The sequence below is a fragment of the Streptomyces mirabilis genome (assembly GCF_018310535.1).
Classification (GTDB): domain Bacteria; phylum Actinomycetota; class Actinomycetes; order Streptomycetales; family Streptomycetaceae; genus Streptomyces.
The window spans coordinates 6,783,137-6,800,121 of record NZ_CP074102.1; the positions used below are offsets into that span (position 1 = coordinate 6,783,137).

Annotated in this window: 16 protein-coding genes; 7 read left to right on the forward strand and 9 right to left on the reverse strand. The window is 69.1% G+C overall.

Annotated features, from left to right (window positions below; all coding sequences use genetic code 11):
* Window positions 1-11: 11 nt before the first annotated feature.
* Window positions 12-2,234 carry a glycoside hydrolase family 43 protein gene (locus SMIR_RS29895; protein ID WP_168490399.1) on the reverse strand — a complete coding sequence of 741 codons (2,223 nt, stop codon included), beginning with the start codon at window positions 2,232-2,234 and terminating at the stop codon, window positions 12-14.
* 234 nt (window positions 2,235-2,468) lie between these two features.
* Here SMIR_RS29895 and SMIR_RS29900 point away from each other — a divergent pair, with 234 nt between their 5' ends.
* A complete protein-coding gene (locus tag SMIR_RS29900; protein ID WP_168490398.1) occupies window positions 2,469-3,626 on the forward strand; it encodes a right-handed parallel beta-helix repeat-containing protein in 1,158 nt (385 codons plus the stop codon).
* A 108-nt stretch (window positions 3,627-3,734) separates the two neighbouring features.
* Here the strand turns inward: SMIR_RS29900 and SMIR_RS29905 are convergent, their stop codons facing one another.
* From SMIR_RS29905 to SMIR_RS29915, 3 genes are all read right to left on the reverse strand, one after another.
* On the reverse strand, window positions 3,735-4,565 hold the full coding sequence (locus tag SMIR_RS29905; RefSeq protein WP_212727604.1) for a pectate lyase: 831 nt from the start codon (window positions 4,563-4,565) through the stop codon (window positions 3,735-3,737).
* A gap of 99 nt (window positions 4,566-4,664) precedes the next feature.
* The gene (locus SMIR_RS29910) at window positions 4,665-5,528 is read right to left on the reverse strand and encodes a hypothetical protein (RefSeq protein WP_168490396.1); all 864 of its coding nucleotides are present in this window, start codon (window positions 5,526-5,528) and stop codon (window positions 4,665-4,667) included.
* A complete protein-coding gene (locus tag SMIR_RS29915; protein ID WP_168490395.1) occupies window positions 5,525-6,091 on the reverse strand; it encodes a SigE family RNA polymerase sigma factor in 567 nt (188 codons plus the stop codon). Before SMIR_RS29915 ends, SMIR_RS29910 begins: the two co-directional genes overlap by 4 nt.
* A 260-nt stretch (window positions 6,092-6,351) precedes the next feature.
* On the opposite strand from SMIR_RS29915, the gene SMIR_RS29920 reads away from it, so the two are divergent.
* Window positions 6,352-7,803 (forward strand): NCS2 family permease, encoded by a 1,452-nt coding sequence (locus SMIR_RS29920; protein WP_212727605.1) that lies wholly within the window; start codon window positions 6,352-6,354, stop codon window positions 7,801-7,803.
* A 79-nt stretch (window positions 7,804-7,882) separates the two neighbouring features.
* Here SMIR_RS29920 and SMIR_RS29925 read toward each other — a convergent pair whose 3' ends face one another.
* From SMIR_RS29925 to SMIR_RS29935, 3 genes are all read right to left on the reverse strand, one after another.
* Window positions 7,883-9,334, reverse strand: a complete 1,452-nt coding sequence (locus SMIR_RS29925) for a peptidoglycan D,D-transpeptidase FtsI family protein (RefSeq protein WP_168490393.1) — start codon at window positions 9,332-9,334, stop codon at window positions 7,883-7,885.
* 80 nt (window positions 9,335-9,414) lie between these two features.
* Window positions 9,415-9,888, reverse strand: a complete 474-nt coding sequence (locus SMIR_RS29930; protein ID WP_212727606.1) for a GNAT family N-acetyltransferase — start codon at window positions 9,886-9,888, stop codon at window positions 9,415-9,417.
* Window positions 9,889-9,891: 3 nt separating this feature from the next.
* Window positions 9,892-10,665 (reverse strand): IclR family transcriptional regulator, encoded by a 774-nt coding sequence (locus SMIR_RS29935; RefSeq protein ID WP_028803360.1) that lies wholly within the window; start codon window positions 10,663-10,665, stop codon window positions 9,892-9,894.
* Between the two features lie 131 nt (window positions 10,666-10,796).
* On the opposite strand from SMIR_RS29935, the gene SMIR_RS29940 reads away from it, so the two are divergent.
* The 5 genes from SMIR_RS29940 (at window position 10,797) to SMIR_RS29960 (ending at window position 15,574) form a co-directional block, all read left to right on the forward strand.
* Window positions 10,797-12,326: an aldehyde dehydrogenase (NADP(+)) gene (locus SMIR_RS29940; protein ID WP_168490390.1), complete on the forward strand. Its 1,530-nt coding sequence runs from the start codon at window positions 10,797-10,799 to the stop codon at window positions 12,324-12,326.
* A gap of 107 nt (window positions 12,327-12,433) precedes the next feature.
* The gene (locus tag SMIR_RS29945; RefSeq protein ID WP_101405881.1) at window positions 12,434-13,042 is read left to right on the forward strand and encodes a DUF1349 domain-containing protein; all 609 of its coding nucleotides are present in this window, start codon (window positions 12,434-12,436) and stop codon (window positions 13,040-13,042) included.
* Between the two features lie 63 nt (window positions 13,043-13,105).
* Complete coding sequence (locus SMIR_RS29950; protein WP_168490388.1) at window positions 13,106-13,612, forward strand: GNAT family N-acetyltransferase; 507 nt, start codon at window positions 13,106-13,108, stop codon at window positions 13,610-13,612.
* A 76-nt stretch (window positions 13,613-13,688) separates the two neighbouring features.
* Window positions 13,689-14,408: a DsbA family oxidoreductase gene (locus SMIR_RS29955; RefSeq protein WP_168500945.1), complete on the forward strand. Its 720-nt coding sequence runs from the start codon at window positions 13,689-13,691 to the stop codon at window positions 14,406-14,408.
* Window positions 14,409-14,488: 80 nt separating this feature from the next.
* Window positions 14,489-15,574, forward strand: coding sequence for an aminotransferase class V-fold PLP-dependent enzyme (locus tag SMIR_RS29960; protein ID WP_212727607.1), 1,086 nt, complete (start codon window positions 14,489-14,491; stop codon window positions 15,572-15,574).
* Between the two features lie 63 nt (window positions 15,575-15,637).
* Here SMIR_RS29960 and thpD read toward each other — a convergent pair whose 3' ends face one another.
* Complete coding sequence (gene thpD / locus SMIR_RS29965) at window positions 15,638-16,552, reverse strand: ectoine hydroxylase (protein ID WP_168490386.1); 915 nt, start codon at window positions 16,550-16,552, stop codon at window positions 15,638-15,640.
* 6 nt (window positions 16,553-16,558) lie between these two features.
* A complete protein-coding gene (locus SMIR_RS29970; protein ID WP_054232284.1) occupies window positions 16,559-16,963 on the reverse strand; it encodes an ectoine synthase in 405 nt (134 codons plus the stop codon).
* Between the last annotated feature and the right edge of the window lie 22 nt (window positions 16,964-16,985).

Genomic DNA, 16,985 nt, shown 5'->3' on the forward strand with positions numbered 1-16,985 from the left:
GCTGAGTCCTCTCAGGAGCGGTCGGTCCGCACGGGGCGGATCGACTCCAGGGTCGGCACCACCGGTTCGATCGTTCCGTCGGCCGCGAACTCCATGCGGTCGATGGTGGTCTCCCGGTGTGTGCCGTCCCCGCCCGCCTTCCCGGGGCCGTTCAGGGCGAAGCGGTGGTAGACGATGTACCAGTCGTCGGTGCCGGGGACGTTCACCACGGAGTGATGTCCGGTGCCCTTGATGCCGTACTCCGGGCGCTTGGACAGGATCGTGCCCCGCTTGGTCCACGGGCCGAGCGGGGACGGTCCGGTCGCGTAGGCCACGTGGTAGTTCTCGCTGCGGGTGTCGTCCTCGGACCACATGAAGTAGTACGTGCCCTGCCGCTTGACGACGAAGGATCCCTCACGGAAGTCGGGCTGCGTGATGTCCCGCACCTTCGAGGCGTCGAACGACACCATGTCGGCGTTCAGCGGCACCACGTACCCATGGCCGTTGCCCCAGTACAGGTACGACTGGCCGTCGTCGTCCGTGAACACCGCCGGGTCGATCATCTGACCGGTGAACTGCCCCTTGCCGACCAGGGGTTTGCCCAGCGCGTCCTTGAAGGGACCGGCCGGGGAGTCGGCCACGGCCACGCCGATCTGCTGCTCGGCGCAGAAGTAGAAGTAGTACTTGCCGTCGCGTTCGGCGATCGCCGGGGCCCAGGCGTTCTTGTCCGCCCAGGACACATCGGGTCCCAGGTCCAGGATCACACCGTGGTCCTTCCAGTGGACCAGGTCCTTCGACGAGTACGCCTTGAAGCTTGTCCCGCTCCAGCCCGCGTAGCCGTCCGTCGTCGGGTAGATCCAGTACTGGCCGTCCAGGTAGCGGACGTCCGGGTCGGCGTTGAGGCCGGGGAGGACCGGGCTGCGGGTCGCCGCCGCCTCGACCGTCCAGGTCCGGCTCGTCCCGTCCGGGGCCGTCACGGTGTACGTCTGCGGGGTGCGGAAGTCCCGGTGTGTGCCCGAGGCCGGGCTGACCTTCGCACCCGCGCCGACCGCGAGGGCGGGGGCCAGGTGCCTCAGGTCCGCGTCCGGCTTCATCGGCAGGACGACCTTCGAGGCCGACTCGGTGACGATCGCGTACCCCTTCTGGCCCTTCGCGGTCGCGTCCACGACCGACGTGCCGGTTGTCGGATAGGCGGCCAGCAGCCGGTCGTACTCCGCCTGTGTCACCGGCATCACCGTGCCGTGCCGGGGGCTCGCGGGCAGCTGGTAGTTCGTCGACATGGTCCACTTGCCCGAGTCGAGGTCGGTCGTCTCGAAGGGGACGTAACCGCGGCTGCCGTACTCGTCGATGAACAGGTACCACTTGTTCTCGGTGTTGGACTTGAAGACCGTCGGGCCCTCGCCGCGATCGATCGAGCCGCTGCCGATGCAGTCGGAGACGAAGTCGTACTTGGTGTTCGTCAGGGAGGTCGACTTCTCGCCGGTGATGAACTTCGAGCAGGGGCTGGAGGAGCTGGGGTCGCGCTCGTCCTTGGTGTAGCGGTAGTAACTGCCCTTGTTCTTGATGACCGTCGAGTCGATGACCGAGTAGCCCGGGTCGTCCCAGACCTTCGGCTCGCTGAAGGTGCGGAAGTCCTTCGTGGTGGCGTACAACATCTTGTTGTACGTCGATCCGGTGTGGTCCGGGTCGTCGTCGGCGTACAGCTTGGACGCCCAGAAGACGACGTACTCACCGAGGGAGTCGTCCCAATAGGCCTCCGGGGCCCAGGTGTTGCCCGCGTTGTCGGGGGCCACCTTCACCAGGCGCTGGTCGGTCCAGTGCACCAGGTCGGTGGACTCCCAGATCATGATGGACCTGCTGCCGTGCCGCTGTACGTAGTCCCAACTGCCGCTGGAGTTCTGATACATCTTCAGGTCGGTGGCGATGAGGAAGAACTTGTCGCCCTTGGGGGAGCGGATCACGAACGGGTCGCGCAACCCCTTCTCTCCGATGGTGGAGGTCAGGACGGGACTGCCCGCGTTCAACTCCCGCCAGTGCAACGGGTCGTTGCCGCGGCTCAGGGCGTAGCGGATCTGCTCGCCGTCGGCCGTTCCCTCGCCGGTGAAGTAGGCGAAGAGATAACCGGCGTACTTCGGTTCGTTCACGTGCGATGCTCCCGATGGTGACGGTGACGCGGGGCTCGGTGGGGCGGCCAGCAGGCCCAGGAGGAGCGCGAGGACGGGGATCAGGAGCGCGCGGGCGGTGCGGCGTCGCATGACACATCCTGTCGGAGTCTGGTGGATTCTGTGGGGAAAGCGCTCTCGGAGTGTTGCCAGTGGGGGACAGCGCGTCAATTGATGAAGGCGGCCCGACGGCCAGCGAAAGTTTCGACCTTTTTCGTGAGCCCCCGGCAACGTTTCCCGCCACCGCGGCGACCAGGGAGCAGAAGCGGGCCGGGGCGGCCCCTTTGGCCCGCTTCGTCTCCCGTCCCCCTAGGAAAGGAACGCCCCGTGCTTCTGAGCACCGGACGCCACCGCAGGACCCGTACGCTCTCGATCGCCGCGGCGGTGGCCGTCGCCGCGGGGGCGGGTGGCGTCTACCTCGGCCTCGCGAACAACGGCTCGGCGCAGGCCGCCGCCACCACGGTCACCGTCTCCACCACCGCGCAGCTGCAGACGGCCGTCGCCGATGCCGCCGCGGGCACGACCATCCAGGTGCGCGGCGGCACGTACTACCCGACGGCCACGCTGAAGTCGACGGCGAACGGCACCGGTTCCACGCGGATCACGCTCACCGCGTACGGCAGCGAGAAGGTGAAGATCGACGGCTCCAAGCTGGCCGCCGGTTCCTGGCTGGCCGGGATCTACGGCGACTACTGGACCGTCCAGAACATCACCTGGCAGAACTCGCCCGCCCAGGGCTTCGTCGCCACCTCCTCCGTCGGCGGCGTCTTCAAGAACCTCGTCACCGCGAACAACGGCGACTCGGGCTTCACGCTGCGCGGCGACGGAACGACCGACAACCTCGTGCAGAACCTGGACAGTTACGGCAACTACGACGCCGCGAACCACGGGCAGAACGCCGACGGCATCGCCATCAAGTTCGGCTCCGGCACCGGCAACAAGGTCACCGGCGCGCGCCTCTACAACAACGCGGACGACGGCCTCGACCTCTGGCAGTTCTCCTCGCCGATCACCATCGAGCACTCCTGGTCGTACGGCAACGGCAAGAACCGCTGGAACGACTCCGCCTTCGAGGGCAACGGCAACGGCTTCAAGCTCGGCGGCGGCGGGGCCTCGGTCGCCCACGTCGTGAACAACGACGCGGCCTGGGACAACGCGGGCAACGGCTTCACCGAGAACTCCAACACCGGTGCCATCGTCCTCAACCGCAACACCGCCTACGCCAACACCGACGCGGGCTTCTTCTTCGCGACGGGCAAGGCGCGGCTCGCCAGGAACCTCGCGGTGAGCAACAAGGGCGGTCTGGACAAGCTCGGTTCGTCCACGGTCTCCGCGGCCAACAACTGGGACAGCGGCACCTCGACGCCGTCCTTCAAGTCGACGGACGCGACCACGGCGTACGGCGCCCGCTCGTCGAGCGGCTCGCTGCCGGCGACCACGTTCCTGACGACGGGCTCGACGACCATCGGCTCGACCATGAACTGACGCACCCGCGTACTGACGTACGAGGGAAAGTGAATGCCCCCGCCGGTCGTCACCGGCGGGGGCGTTCCTCTGACTGGCTCCGAAGGGGGGCTCAGGCCAGCAGATCCCTTACTTGTACGTGATGTCAGATGACGAGAACCTGCAGAAGGTTCCGTCCGCGCCGGTGCCGAGCTCGGTGGGCTCCTTGCCGCTGCTGTTGCCCTTGAAGCGCACGCAGGTCTTGAGCTTCTTCTTGGTGTCGCCGGTGACACGGATCTTCGACAGCGTCGCCGTGTCGCCGAAGTTGGAGTTGATGCCGACCAGCGCCTTGCCCGGGGCGGTCGCGTCGATGTCGCTGAGCACGATCGTGCGCTTGACTTGCGTCTTGCAGTTGCCGCAGGAGCGCGCCAGCTTGCCGAAGTTCTCCACGTGGAAGCCGGTGATGGTGAGCTTGCCGGCGCCGTTGAACTGGAACACCTTGTCGGAGGCCTTCTGCGCGCCACCGCCGATGACGTCGTACTTCGCGGACGACGCCTTGCCCTTGAAGGTGGCCGCGTCCTCGCCGACGTCCAGCCACCACACGTTCTGCAGCGTGCAGCTGCCCAGGCAGTGGACGCCGTCGGCGGCGGGGGTGCCGATGATGACGTTCTTGAGGACCGCGCCGTCCTTCAGCTCGAAGATCGGGCCCTGGTTCTCCGACTGGTCGGAGGTGCCGAGAGAACCGCTGCCGAAGAACTTCGTCAGCTTGCCGTCGTAGGTGCCCGAGACCGAGATCGTCTTCGAGACGGCCTTGCTGCCCTTGGCCGTCGGCCAGACAGAGCTGGCGCCCGCCGTGCTCAGCATCGACGTCGTGACGAGCGCGGCCCCGGTGATGCCGAGGGCGGTGACCCCACCGATCACGGACCGCCGCTTGGTGAGGCGGCGACGGTGCCGGACGCGCTGTTCAACTCGTGCAGTCATGAAGCGCATTTCCTTGTGGGGAGGGGACGTGTTCGTCTCCTGGTCGCCGCAGGTGAGGAAAGGGTTGCCGCCGGCCGCAGGTTTTTTCGAGGGGACTTTCTACGAGTCGCCGTCGGTGCCGCTCGCGGCGGCGAAGTCGCCCGCCACCGACAGTGTCCTGTCCGTGGTCCTCGCGTTCGCCGAGTAGCGGTCGTCCTTGGCGTCCCGGCCGCCGCGGGTGTGGTTGTACTGGCCCGCGAAGACCCACTGGCCCGCCGCGAGGGTGTGGCCGTCCTTGAGCACCCAGGTGTAGACGAGGAAGCCGTCCTTCTCGGCGACCGTCGTCGTGAAGTCGCTCTCGGGTGCCGAGCGCCAGGAGCCCGCGTCGCTGACCCCGCCGGTCAGCTTGATCTTCAACTCGACGGTGAGCGAGGTGAGTTTGTCGGCGTTCTTCAGGGTCACATTGCTCTGCGCCCAGAAGTCGTTGCTGTGCGGATCGACCGAACCGTCGGACCACAGCGAGCCGTCCTGGTTGCCCGCGGCGGGCGCCTTGGGCGCGGCGGGCGAGGAGTTCACGGCCGAGGGAGTGTCCGAGGGGGAGGCGCTCGCCTTCCCTGACGGTTTCGAGGCACCCGAGGTGTGCGACGGGTGCGGCACGACGGGCGCGCGGCTCGTCGCGTCCGGGGAGACGACCGGGGTCGGCGAGACCGCGACCGTCTGCTGCGGCGGGTTGTTCTCCTGCACCGCCGCGGCCACCCAGTAGCCGCCGACCGCGAGGACGCCCGCGACCGCGGCCGTGGCGCCGACGACCCGTCCCCAGCCGAGCACCGGCGGACGCGCCGCACGCCGGGGACGACGCTCGGAGGCGCCGGACATCCCGCGCTCGACCCGGGCCAGGATGCGCGCGCGGTCGGGCTCATGCGCCTCGGCCGCCTCGTGCAGCCTGGCGCGCAGCTCGTCGTGCACGTCCTGCGCCTTCCTCATCGGTCCCTTCCTCCGGCTCCACCCGTGGGCAGCACACCGGCGTGCACCCGCATCGGGGCCTCGTCGGTGCCGAGGAGCCGCTTCAGTTCGGCCATGCCCTTCGACGTCTGGGACTTAACCGTACCCACGGAAACACCGAGGGCGAGCGCCGTGTCCTTCTCCGAGAGGTCGAAAGCGTGCCGAAGCACGACACATGCGCGCTTACGGAACGGCAGCCGGCGCAGCGCCTCCTGGACATCGATCTTCCCCGCTATGTCGGGGTTCTCGGTCGTGTCCTCGCGCTGCGACCAGAACAGTGTGATCCGTCTGCGCTCGCGCACGGCGCTGCGGATCCGGGTGCGGGCCAGGTTCGCGACGACACCACGGGCGTACGCCACCGGGTGGTCGGCCGCGCGCACCCGGTCCCAGCGGTGCCACAGCGCGAGCAGCGCGTCGGCCGCCAGATCGTCGGCGGCGTCCGCCTCGCCGGTCAACAGATGGGCGAAGCGGGCGAGTTCGGCATGGTGCCGCTCGAAGAAGGCGTGGAACTCCACGGAGGCTGCGTCGTCGACGACAGTGCCCACGGCTACCTCTCCTTGCTGCGGCATTTGAGCAACCGGTGCGGGTGCGTGCGTATACGGCCCCCGTGCGCCATCCGTGAAGGAATGGTGCCCCTGTGGGGCGAGATGCGTGAGCGTACCAGCGATGCGTACAGGGCTTCGAACAGCGTATGGCGGGCCGAACTTGATTCCGTAACACGGTGAAAACCTGAAAGCGGTTCAACGCGGGAACAATCCAGCCAGCATCCGCACACCCAGCACGCAGGTCACAAGGAGTATCAGCCATGTCCGAAACCCAGAAGGCGGCCGACCGGCCAAGTGCCGTGCCACCAGCGGCGAACAGCGTCGACCGGTTCTTCAGGATCTCCGAACGGGGCTCCACCTTCGGCCGGGAGATACGCGGCGGATTCGCCACGTTCTTCACCATGGCCTACATCCTTGTCCTGAACCCGATCATCCTGGGCAGTGCCAAGGACAAGTTCGGCCACCAGCTCGACAGCGGCCAACTCGTCACGGCCACCGCCCTGGTGGCCGCGGTGATGACCGTCATCATGGGCGTGGGCGGCAATCTGCCCCTCGCGATCGCCGCGGGCCTCGGCCTGAACGCCGTCGTCGCCTTCCAGATCGCCCCGCTGATGAGCTGGCCCGACGCGATGGGCCTGGTGGTCATCGAAGGCGTGATCATCTGCGTACTGGTCCTCACCGGACTGCGCGAAGCCGTCATGAACGCCATCCCGCAACCGCTGAAGCACGCCATCGGTGTGGGTATCGGACTCTTCATCGCCTTCATCGGCTTCGTGGACGCCGGTTTCGTCAGCCGCATCCCGGACGTCGCGAACACCACCGTGCCGGTGCAGTTGGGCGCGACCGGCTCGCTGACCGGCTGGCCCGTGCTGGTCTTCTGTCTCGGCGTGCTGCTCACCATCGGACTGATGGCACGCAAGGTCAAGGGCGCCATCCTGATCAGCATCGTGACGCTGACCGTGGTCGCCGTGATCATCAACTCGGCCGCGGACATCAAGAGTTGGGGCCTGACCACGCCGAAGATCCCCTCCGACGTGGTGGCCACCCCGGACTTCGGTCTCGTCGGACACTTCAGTCTGTTCGGCGGCTTCGGCGAGACCGGCGCCCTGACCGTCGTCCTGCTGATCTTCACCCTGATCCTGTCGGACTTCTTCGACGCCATGGGCACGATCGTCGGCATCAGCGCCGAGGCCGGACTGCTCGACGAGGAGGGCAAGGTGCCCGGCATCGGCCGGGTGCTGTTCATCGACGGCGCCGCGGCCGTCGCGGGCGGCGCGGCCTCCGCCTCCTCCAACACCGCCTACATCGAGTCCGCGGCCGGCGTCGGCGAGGGCTCGCGCACCGGCTTCTCGAACCTCATCACCGGCGGTATGTTCGCCCTCGCCCTGTTCCTGACCCCGCTGCTCACCATCGTGCCGCTGCAGGCGGCGGCCCCCGCCCTGGTCGCGGTCGGCTTCCTGATGATGACGCAGGTCAAGCACATCGAATGGGACAGCTACGAGATCGCGATCCCCGCGTTCCTGACCATCGCGGCGATGCCGTTCACCTACTCGATCACCAACGGCATCGGGGCCGGTTTCGTCGCCTACGTCGTGATCAAGGCGGTGCTCGGCAAGATACGCGAGGTCCACTGGCTGCTGTGGGCCGTGTCGGCGCTGTTCCTGGTGTACTTCGCGATCGATCCCGTTCGGCAGCTGTTCGGCGTGAAGTGACCGTACGGGTGTGAAGTGACCGTACGGAGGAAGGGCCGCCCCCAGGGGTGCGGGGCGGCCCTTCGTCGTGCGCGGTGCGTCAGTTCTTCAGCGCCGCCCGCATCATGGCCTTGGCCACCGGTGCCGCCAGGCCGTTGCCGCTGACCTCGGACCTCGCCGCGTCGGACTGCTCGACGATGACCGCCACGGCGACCTCCTTGCCGTTCGAGTCGGACTTCGCGTACGAGGTGAACCAGGCGTACGGAGTCTTGCTGTTCTTCTCGCCGTGCTGGGCCGTACCCGTCTTGCCGCCTACGGTCGCGCCGGAGATCTTCGCGTTCGTGCCCGTGCCCTCGGTGACGACCGTCTGCATCGCGGACTGGAGTTGCTCGGCGGTCGTCGAGCTGACGATCTCCTTGGTCTGGGTGCTGTCGTCGTAGTTCTTCACCTCATTGCCGCTCGCGTCACTGGTCTGCGACACCATGTGCGGCGAGACCAGCTTGCCGCCGTTGGCGATGGCGGCCGACACCATGGCCATCTGCAGCGGGGTCGCGGTGACGTCGTACTGGCCGATGCCGGTCAGCGCCGTGGACGACTTGTCCATGTTCGAGGGGTAGACGCTCGGGTACGCCCGTACCGGCACGTCCTGCGAGCTGTCGTTGAAGCCGAACTTCTCCGCCATCGCCTTGACCTTGTCCTGCCCGAGGTCGACAGCCATCTTCGCGAAGACGTTGTTGCACGAGTACTGGAGCGCTACCCGGATCGAGGCGTCCTTGCAGGGCGCGGAGGCGCTCTCGTTCGACAGATCGGTCGTTGTGTTCGGCAGTGTGTACGGGTTCGGGCTGTCCGTGCCGGTGTCCACGTTCTTGTACAGCCCGTCCTCCAGCGCCGCCGCCGCGACCACCAGCTTGAACGTCGACCCAGGGGGCAGCGGCTGGCGCAGCGCCCGGTTGGTCATCGGCTTGTCCGCGTCCTTCGTCAGCTTCGTCCAGGCGGCGGAGTCGCCGGCGCTCAGCTGCGAGGGGTCGTACGACGGAGTGGAGACGACCGCGAGGATCTTGCCGTTCGTCGGGTCGATCGCGACGGCCCCGCCCTTCTTGCTGCCGAGCGCCGCGTACGCCGCCTTCTGCACGTCCGGGTCGATGGTCGTGACCACGTCACCAGGGCTGGCGCGCTTGTTGGTGATCGTGTCGAGGGGGTTCTTCAGCTGGGTGTCCGTGCCGTCCAGCAGATTCTTGTAGACGCCCTCCAGCTGGGTCGCCCCGAACACCTGGGAGCTGTAGCCCGTGACCGCCGCGTACAGACTGCCGTCGGTGTACGTCCGCTTGTACTTGAGGTCGCTGCCCTTCGTCTGCGCGGAGCCGGTGATCGCCCGGCCGGCCACGATGATGTTCCCGAGCGGGTTCGCGTACTGCTCGATCGCGTTCCGTCGGTTGCTCTTGTTGTCCGCGAGTGCCTTGCCGTCGTAGAACTGCACCCAGGTCGCCCTGACCAGCAGGGAGAGCACGAGCAGCAGAGTGAAGACGGCGGCACGCCTGATCGTCTTGTTCATCCCGCTCAGAAGGACGAGCGGACGGGAGTGAATCGTTCCCTTCCGCCCGCGTTTCTCATGCGCTGTTCATGAAATCCGGCTCAGCCCGTCAGGGTGAGTACGACCTCGTCCGTGTCCTCGCCGCGCGCGTGCGCGTACCCCCGGGCGTTCGCGGTGACCCGGAACCCGCACTTCTCCAGAACCCGCCGCGATCCCGCGTTGTCGGCCGCCGCCCGCGCGTACAGCGGGCGTTCGGGCACCTCGGCCAGCAGGTCCCGCAGCGCGGCCGTCGCGATGCCCCGGCCCCAGTACGCACGGTCGATCCAGTAGGTGACCTCGCGCTCGCCCGGCTCCCCGTACACCGCGGCGCTGCCCACGACATCGCCGTCCGCGAGGATCGTGCGCGGCACCACGTCGGACGAGGCGCGGACGCGCTTCCAGCGGGCGTCGAAGGCGTCACGGTCGGCAGGGTCCTGGGGGGTGAACGCGGCCATCCGCAGGGACTCGGGGTCGTTCATCTGCCGGTAGAAGACCGGCAGGTCGCTGTCGTGGACCGGGCGGAGCGCGATGTCCATGGTTCAGAGCCTCCGGGTGGCGAGTGTCAGCCGGTCACGGGCGTCGAACAGGGCGTCCTTGACCATCTGCTCGTGCGCGGGAGTGAGCCGGGCCACCGGGACCGAGCAGCTGATCGCGTCCCGGGCGGGGGTGCGGTAGGGGATCGCGACGCCGAAGCAGCGCAGCCCGAGCGTGTTCTCCTCACGATCCACGGCGAAGCCCTGCTCCCGGACCTGGTGCAGCTCCTCGATGAGCTTCTCCCGGTCGGTGATCGTGTGCTCGGTCAGGGCGGGGAGCGTCTCGGGCAGCATCTTGCGGACCTGCTCGTCGGTGTGGGTGGCGAGCAGCGCCTTGCCGAGCGAGGTCGAGTGCGCGGGGAGCCGGCGGCCCACCCGGGTGAAGGGGCGCAGGTAGTGCTGCGACTGGCGGGTGGCCAGGTACACGACGTTCGTGCCGTCCAGGCGCGCCAGGTGGATGGTCTCCGTGGTGTCGTCGGAGAGCCGGTCCAGGGTGGGGCGGGCCGCGGCGACCACCTCGTCGCCGTCGATGTACGAGGTGCCGACCAGCAGCGCCCGTACGCCGATGCCGTACCGCGTGCCCGTCGCGTCCGTCTCGACCCAGCCGAGCTCCACGAGGGTGCGCAGCAGCATGTAGAGGCTGGATTTCGGATAACCGACGGCCTCCTGGACCGCGGCCAGGGAGTGCATACCGGGCCGGCCCGCGAAGTACTCGAGCAATTCCACAGTCCGTACCGCGGACTTGACCTGCGCTCCGCCGCCTGTCTCGCCTGCCGACATCGCCCTTGACCCCCTCGTTCGACGGGAAATAGTCTCCGCATCATATTCACCATCAGAGACAGCGTTCAGTATATCGAACACCGCTGGTGGGTGAGACAAGAACTGCGGCATTACATCTGGAGGGACCCGCGGTGGCAGCAGCACCAGTCTGGAGTGTCGACCCCCGTACCGGGAAGCAGCGCGAGCAGGTTGCGGTGGAGGCCACGGCCCAGGAGGTCGACGAGGCCGTCCGCGCCGCGCACACCGCCCGGGGAGCCCTCGCCGACCGCACGGTGCGCGCGGCCTTCCTGAGGACCGCCGCGGACCTGCTCGAAGCGGCCAAGGAACAGCTCGTCGAGGCCGCCGACGCCGAGACCGCGCTCGGCCCGGTCCGGCTCACCGGCGAACTCGCCCGCACCTGCTACCAGCTGCGGGCCTTCGGCGGCATCGTCGACGAGGGCGCGTTCCTCGACGTCGTCATCAACCACCCCGACGACACGGCGACCCCGCCGATCCCGGACCTGCGCCGCTACAAGGTGCCGCTGGGCGTCGTCGCCGTCTACTCCGCCTCGAACTTCCCCTTCGCCTTCTCCGTCGCGGGCGGCGACACCGCGAGCGCGCTGGCGGCCGGCTGCCCGGTCGTGGTCAAGGCCCATCCCGACCACCCGGCGCTCTCCGAGCTGGTCGCGGCCGTGCTGCGCCGGGCCGCCGCCCAGCACGACATCCCGGGCGGTGTCGTCGGCCTCGTGCACGGCTTCGAGGCGGGCGTCGAACTCGTCAAGCACCCGCTGGTCGCGGCGGCCGGGTTCACCGGTTCCATCCGTGGCGGACGTGCCCTCTTCGACGCGGCGGCCGCGCGCCCCGTGCCGATCCCCTTCCACGGCGAGCTGGGCTCTCTCAACCCCGTCGTGATCACCGAGGCCGCGGCGGCCGAACGCGCCGAGGCGATCGGCGCCGGGCTCGCGGGCTCGATGACGCTGGGCGTCGGCCAGTTCTGCGTGAAGCCGGGCCTGGTCCTGGCGCCCGCGGGCGCGGCGGGCGACCGCCTGGTGAAGTCCCTGACCGACGCCGTCAGCGACACCGACGCGGGCGTCCTCCTGGACCACCGCATGCGCGACAACTTCATCGCGGGTGTCGCCGAGCGCGCCGGGCTTCCCGGCGTCGAGACCCCGGTGACCCCGGGCTCGGGCGGCGAGCACACGGTGAGCCCCGGCTTCCTGACCGTGCCCGCGCAGAAGCTCGCCACCGAGGGCGAGCACGACCTGCTCCTGGAGGAGTGCTTCGGCCCGCTCACGGTCGTCGCCCGTTACGAGGACGAGTCCGAGGCCAGCGCGGTCCTCTCCCGCCTTCCCGGCAACCTCACCGCGACCGTGCAGCTGTCGACGGAGGAGGCGGCGGGCGAAGGCCGCGGCGCGGAGATCCTCGCCGAGCTGACCCCGCTCGCCGGGCGCGTGCTGGTCAACGGCTGGCCCACCGGTGTCGCCGTGGCCCCCGCCCAGCACCACGGCGGTCCCTACCCGGCGACGACCTCGACCTCGACGTCGGTCGGCGGTACGGCGATCGAACGCTGGCTGCGGCCGGTGGCGTACCAGAACGCGCCGGAGGCGCTGCTGCCGGCGGAGCTGCGGGACGACAACCCGCTGGGGTTGCCGCGACGCTACGACGGTCGTCTGGAGCGGTAGCGCCGTCGGGGTTGTGGTTGTTCGGCGGCTGCGGGGCCGTTGTGGCTGGTCGCGCAGTTCCCCGCGCCCTTTTGGGGGCGCGGGACTTGGCCTGAGAGAATTGGTGAATGGACGTCGAACTTCCCGAACTTCCCTTTCCTCTGCGTACCTACGGGCCTGACGGGCACTGGTCGCACGAGGACGGGATACTCACCGGCTGGGCCGGCCCCCGCCAGGACCGTTTCGTGCCGCCCACCGACGAGGCACTGGACCCCGCCTCCGACGCGCCCCGCCTTCTCGGCGCGCCGGAGGGGGACTTCCAGCTGATCGCCCGCGTCACGGTCGGCTTCGGCGCGGCCTTCGACGCGGGGGTCCTCTACGTCCATGTGGGGGAGCGGGCCTGGGCGAAGCTCTGCCTGGAGAACTCCCCGGACGTGCCCACCGTCTGCACGGTGGTCACCCGGGGGCACTCCGACGACGCCAACTCCTTCACCGTGGACGGCAGTTCCGTCTGGCTGCGGATCAGCCGCACGGGGCGGGCCTTCGCCTTCCACGCCTCCCGCGACGGCAAGCGCTGGACCTTCATCCGGCTCTTCACCCTGGGCGACGAGAAGGAGACGTCCGCCGCGCTCGTCGGTTTCATGACGCAGTCGCCGATGGGGGAGGGGTGCGTGGTGACGTACGACGGCATCGAGTTCCGCCCGAACTGGCCCCAGGACCTGAGAGACGGCAGCTGATCGCGGGTGGGGGGTCGGCCGCGCAGCGGGAACCGTGGCCCCCGCCATCACGTCCTCCGCTGCATGATCAGCACACCCCGCGGCACCGGCCCCCTCGTCATCAGAACCGCGCTGCCCAGCGAGGCCGCCACCATCGCCGACCTCCACGTCCGCGCCCGTGCGACCTACTACCCGGACGGCCTGCCGGAAGACGGCTTCGACTGGCTCGCACGCTGGCGCGGTGCCATCGAGCGTCCCGACGGCCACGTCCTGTGCGCGGTGCGCGACGGACACCTCGTGGGCATCGCCTCCTTCCGTACCGCGGAGGGCGCCCCCGCCGACACCGTGACGCTCTTCCAGTTCCACGTGGCCCCCGACCGCTGGCGCGAAGGCATCGGCACCGCGCTGCACACGGCCTGCCTCGAACAGTGGCGGGCCGACGGCAAGCACACGGCCACCCTCGACGTCCACGTCGACAACGCCCGCGCCCAGGCCTTCTACGCCCGCCAGGGCTGGGTCCCGGACCCGGAGAACCCGCCCGCCGAAGGCGATCACCACCTCTTCCTGCGCTACGCCGTCGCCGGGGAATGAAATCGGCCGCTTGAACGTTCACATACTCCTGCCCCGGAGGGGCCCGTATTCGTACGACCTGGAGAGAGCCGAAGACATGCGCGTCGAGATCTGGTCTGATATCGCTTGTCCCTGGTGTTATGTCGGAAAGGCCCGTTTCGAGAAGGCGCTCGACGCCTTCCCGCACCGTGACGAGGTCGAGGTCGTGCACCGCTCCTTCGAGCTGGACCCCGGTCGCGCCAAGGGCGACATCCAGCCCGTGATCAAGATGCTGACCAAGAAGTACGGCATGAGCGAGGCGCAGGCGCAGGCCGGCGAGGAGAACCTGGGCACGCAGGCCGCCGCCGAGGGCCTGGACTACCGCACCCGGGACCGCGACCACGGCAACACCTTCGACATGCACCGTCTCCTCCACTTCGCCAAGGAGCGGGGCCGCCAGGACGAGCTGATCGGCCTGCTGTACAAGGCGAACTTCGCCGAGGAGCGGACCGTCTTCAACGACGACGAGCGGCTCGTCGAGCTGGCCGTCGCCGCCGGGCTCGACGCCGACGCGTCCCGCGAGGTGCTGGCCGACCCGAAGGCGTACGCCGACGAGGTGCGCGCCGACGAGCGCGAGGCCGCCGAGCTCGGCGCGAACGGCGTGCCGTTCTTCGTCCTGGACCGCAAGTACGGCGTCTCCGGCGCCCAGCCCGCCGAGGTCTTCGCACAGGCCCTGACCCAGGCGTGGGGCGAGCGCCCGCCGCTGAAGCTGATCCAGGACGGTTCCGCCGGCGCGGAGGCCTGCGGCCCGGACGGATGTGCCGTACCGCAGCCGTAAGCCCGTCCGGCACGGCGGTGAAAGCGCAGGTCGGGGCGTACGTATAAGCAGTCCTTACCGGAACCACGCAAAACTCCGTAATGGACGAGAGGTGCTCGGGGCCGCACAGTGGTCCCATGGAGACCTTCGAGAGCCTCGTACGAGCCGAGTTCGCCCCGAAGAACACCTATCTGAACACCGCGAGCTGCGGACTCCTGCCGGCGCGCACGGTCGAGGCCATGCGCGCCGCCGTCGAGTCCGTCGCCGACGGACGGCCGTCCGACATGTTCGACGACGTGGAGGCCGCCCGCGCCGCCTTCGCCCGGCTGGCCGGGGTCCCCGCGGGCCGGGTGGCGGCAGGGGCCTCGGTCGCCGTCTACAGCGGACTGATCGCCGCCTCGCTGCCGCCGGGTGCCGAAGTCCTCACCGCGGAGGACGACTTCAGCTCCGTCGTGAACCCCTTCCACGTCCGTGGCGACCTCAAGCTGCGCGCCGTACCGCTGGAGCGGATCGCCGAGTCCGTACGTCCGGGCACCGCGCTCGTCGCGGTCAGCGCCGCGCAGTCCGCGGACGGGCGGATCGCCGATCTGGCGGGCATCGCCCGGGCCGCGCGCGAGCACGGAGCACGTACGTACGTGGACGTGTCCCAGGCCGCCGGCTGGCTGCCGATGGAGGCCGACGCGTACGACTTCGTCTCCTCGGTCGCCTTCAAGTGGCTCGTCTGCCCTCGGGGCGTGGCCTTCCTGGTCGTTCCGGAGGACTTCGGCGGGCTCACTCCGGTGTTCGCCGGCTGGGTCGCGGGTGAGGCGCCCTGGGACAGCTGCTACGGCCCGGTGGAGGAACTCGCCCACTCGGCCCGGCGGTTCGACGAGAGCCCCAGCCTCTTCTCGTACGCGGGCGCCCGGCACTCGCTGGAGCTCGTCGAGGAGCTGGGCGTGGCGAACGTACACGCCCATGACCTCGCCCTCGCCGACCGTTTCCGCGCCGGGCTCCAGAGGCTCGGCCACGCACCGGTTTCCGCCCCCGCCTCGCCGATCGTGTCCGTGCCCGGACTCGGCCGACGCCAGCCGGAGCTGAGCGAGGCCGGGGTCGAGGTCTCCGACCGGGCGGGCAACCTTCGCGCGGCCTTCCACCTGTACAACACCCCCGCCGACGTCGACCGACTGCTGGACGTCCTGTCCGGCTGACCCCGGCGGGGGCTCCTTCACGCTCGCGGCTACACCCCGCTCGCGGCTACACCCCGCTCGCGGCTACTTCACGGGCGTGAAATCACGGGCACCGATGAACTCGGGCCTGCGGACCGGCGCCGCGAACGGCTCCACCGCCGCGTTCTCCACGCTGTTGAACACGATGAAGACGTTGCTGCGCGGGAACGGGGTGATGTTGTCCCCGGAGCCGTGCATGCAGTTGCAGTCGAACCAGGTCGCCGAACCGGCCCGGCCCGTGAAGAGCTTGATGCCGTGCCGGTCGGCGAGGCGGGTGAGCGCCTCGTCGGACGGGGTGCCCGCGTCCTGCATCTGGAGCGACTTCTTGTAGTTGTCCCGCGGGGTGGCCCCCGCACAGCCGAGGAACGTCTTGTGCGACCCCGGCATGATCATGAGGCCGCCGTTGGTGTCGTGGTTCTCGGTCAGCGCGATCGACACGGACACGGTCCGCATGTTCGGCAGCCCGTCCTCGGCGTGCCAGGTCTCGAAGTCCGAGTGCCAGTAGAACCCGCTGGCCCCGAAGCCCGGCTTGACGTTGATCCGCGACTGGTGGACGTAGACGTCCGAGCCGAGGATCTGCCGGGCCCGCCCGACGACCCGCTCGTCGCGTACGAGCGCGGCGAAGACCTCGCTGATCCGGTGCACCTCGAAGACGGACCGGATCTCCTGCGTGGCGGGCTCGACGATCGAGCGCTCGTCGGCGCGGATCGCCGGATCGGTGACCATCCGCTCCAACTCGGCCCGGTAGAGGGCGACGTCGTCCTCGCCGATCAGTTCCTCGATCGCGAGGAAGCCGTCACGCTCGTAGGCCTGGAGGTCGGGCACGGAGACCGGCCCGGGAGTGCCGGGCGCGCCCCAGACGACCGGGTCCTGACGGGGCACGGACACCTCGGCGGTGCCGCGGCTGGGGTAGAGATCGGTGAAGGTGGTCGCGGTGGTCGTGGTGGTGGTCGTGGTCATGGGGCTTCAGACCTCCTCGGGTTCGGTGAGCAGCGGGTAGACGCCGTTCTCGTCGTGGTCCTCCCGTCCGGTGACGGGCGGATTGAAGACGCAGACGCACCGGAAGTCGGTCTTGGGGCGCATGGTGTGGCGCTCGTGGCCGTCGAGCAGGTACATCGTGCCCGGCGTGATCCAGTGCGTCTCACCGGTCTCGTCGTTGGTCAGCTCGGCCTCGCCCGCCACGCAGAGCACGGCCTCGATGTGGTTCGCGTACCACATCGACGTCTCCGTACCCGCGTACAGGACCGTCTCGTGGAGGGAGAAGCCCACCTTCTCCTTGGCGAGGACGATGCGCTTGCTCTCCCAGGTACCCGTCGCGGCCTTCACATGCCGGTCGGTGCCTTCGATGTCCTTGAACGAACGGACTATCACGGTGGTGCCGTGCCTTTCTGTC

What these genes read in the sequence shown, in the direction of transcription:
- SMIR_RS29960 (WP_212727607.1), top strand. Translation starts at nt 14,489, where the DNA reads ATGGACGAGAGGTGCTCGGGGCCGCACAGTGGTCCCATGGAGACCTTC.
- SMIR_RS29920 (WP_212727605.1), top strand. Translation starts at nt 6,352, where the DNA reads ATGTCCGAAACCCAGAAGGCGGCCGACCGGCCAAGTGCCGTGCCACCA.
- SMIR_RS29935 (WP_028803360.1), bottom strand. Translation starts at nt 10,665, where the DNA reads ATGTCGGCAGGCGAGACAGGCGGCGGAGCGCAGGTCAAGTCCGCGGTA.
- SMIR_RS29925 (WP_168490393.1), bottom strand. Translation starts at nt 9,334, where the DNA reads ATGAACAAGACGATCAGGCGTGCCGCCGTCTTCACTCTGCTGCTCGTG.
- SMIR_RS29945 (WP_101405881.1), top strand. Translation starts at nt 12,434, where the DNA reads ATGGACGTCGAACTTCCCGAACTTCCCTTTCCTCTGCGTACCTACGGG.
- SMIR_RS29895 (WP_168490399.1), bottom strand. Translation starts at nt 2,234, where the DNA reads ATGCGACGCCGCACCGCCCGCGCGCTCCTGATCCCCGTCCTCGCGCTC.
- SMIR_RS29905 (WP_212727604.1), bottom strand. Translation starts at nt 4,565, where the DNA reads ATGACTGCACGAGTTGAACAGCGCGTCCGGCACCGTCGCCGCCTCACC.
- SMIR_RS29950 (WP_168490388.1), top strand. Translation starts at nt 13,106, where the DNA reads ATGATCAGCACACCCCGCGGCACCGGCCCCCTCGTCATCAGAACCGCG.
- thpD (WP_168490386.1), bottom strand. Translation starts at nt 16,552, where the DNA reads ATGACCACGACCACCACCACGACCACCGCGACCACCTTCACCGATCTC.
- SMIR_RS29930 (WP_212727606.1), bottom strand. Translation starts at nt 9,888, where the DNA reads ATGGACATCGCGCTCCGCCCGGTCCACGACAGCGACCTGCCGGTCTTC.
- SMIR_RS29955 (WP_168500945.1), top strand. Translation starts at nt 13,689, where the DNA reads ATGCGCGTCGAGATCTGGTCTGATATCGCTTGTCCCTGGTGTTATGTC.
- SMIR_RS29910 (WP_168490396.1), bottom strand. Translation starts at nt 5,528, where the DNA reads ATGAGGAAGGCGCAGGACGTGCACGACGAGCTGCGCGCCAGGCTGCAC.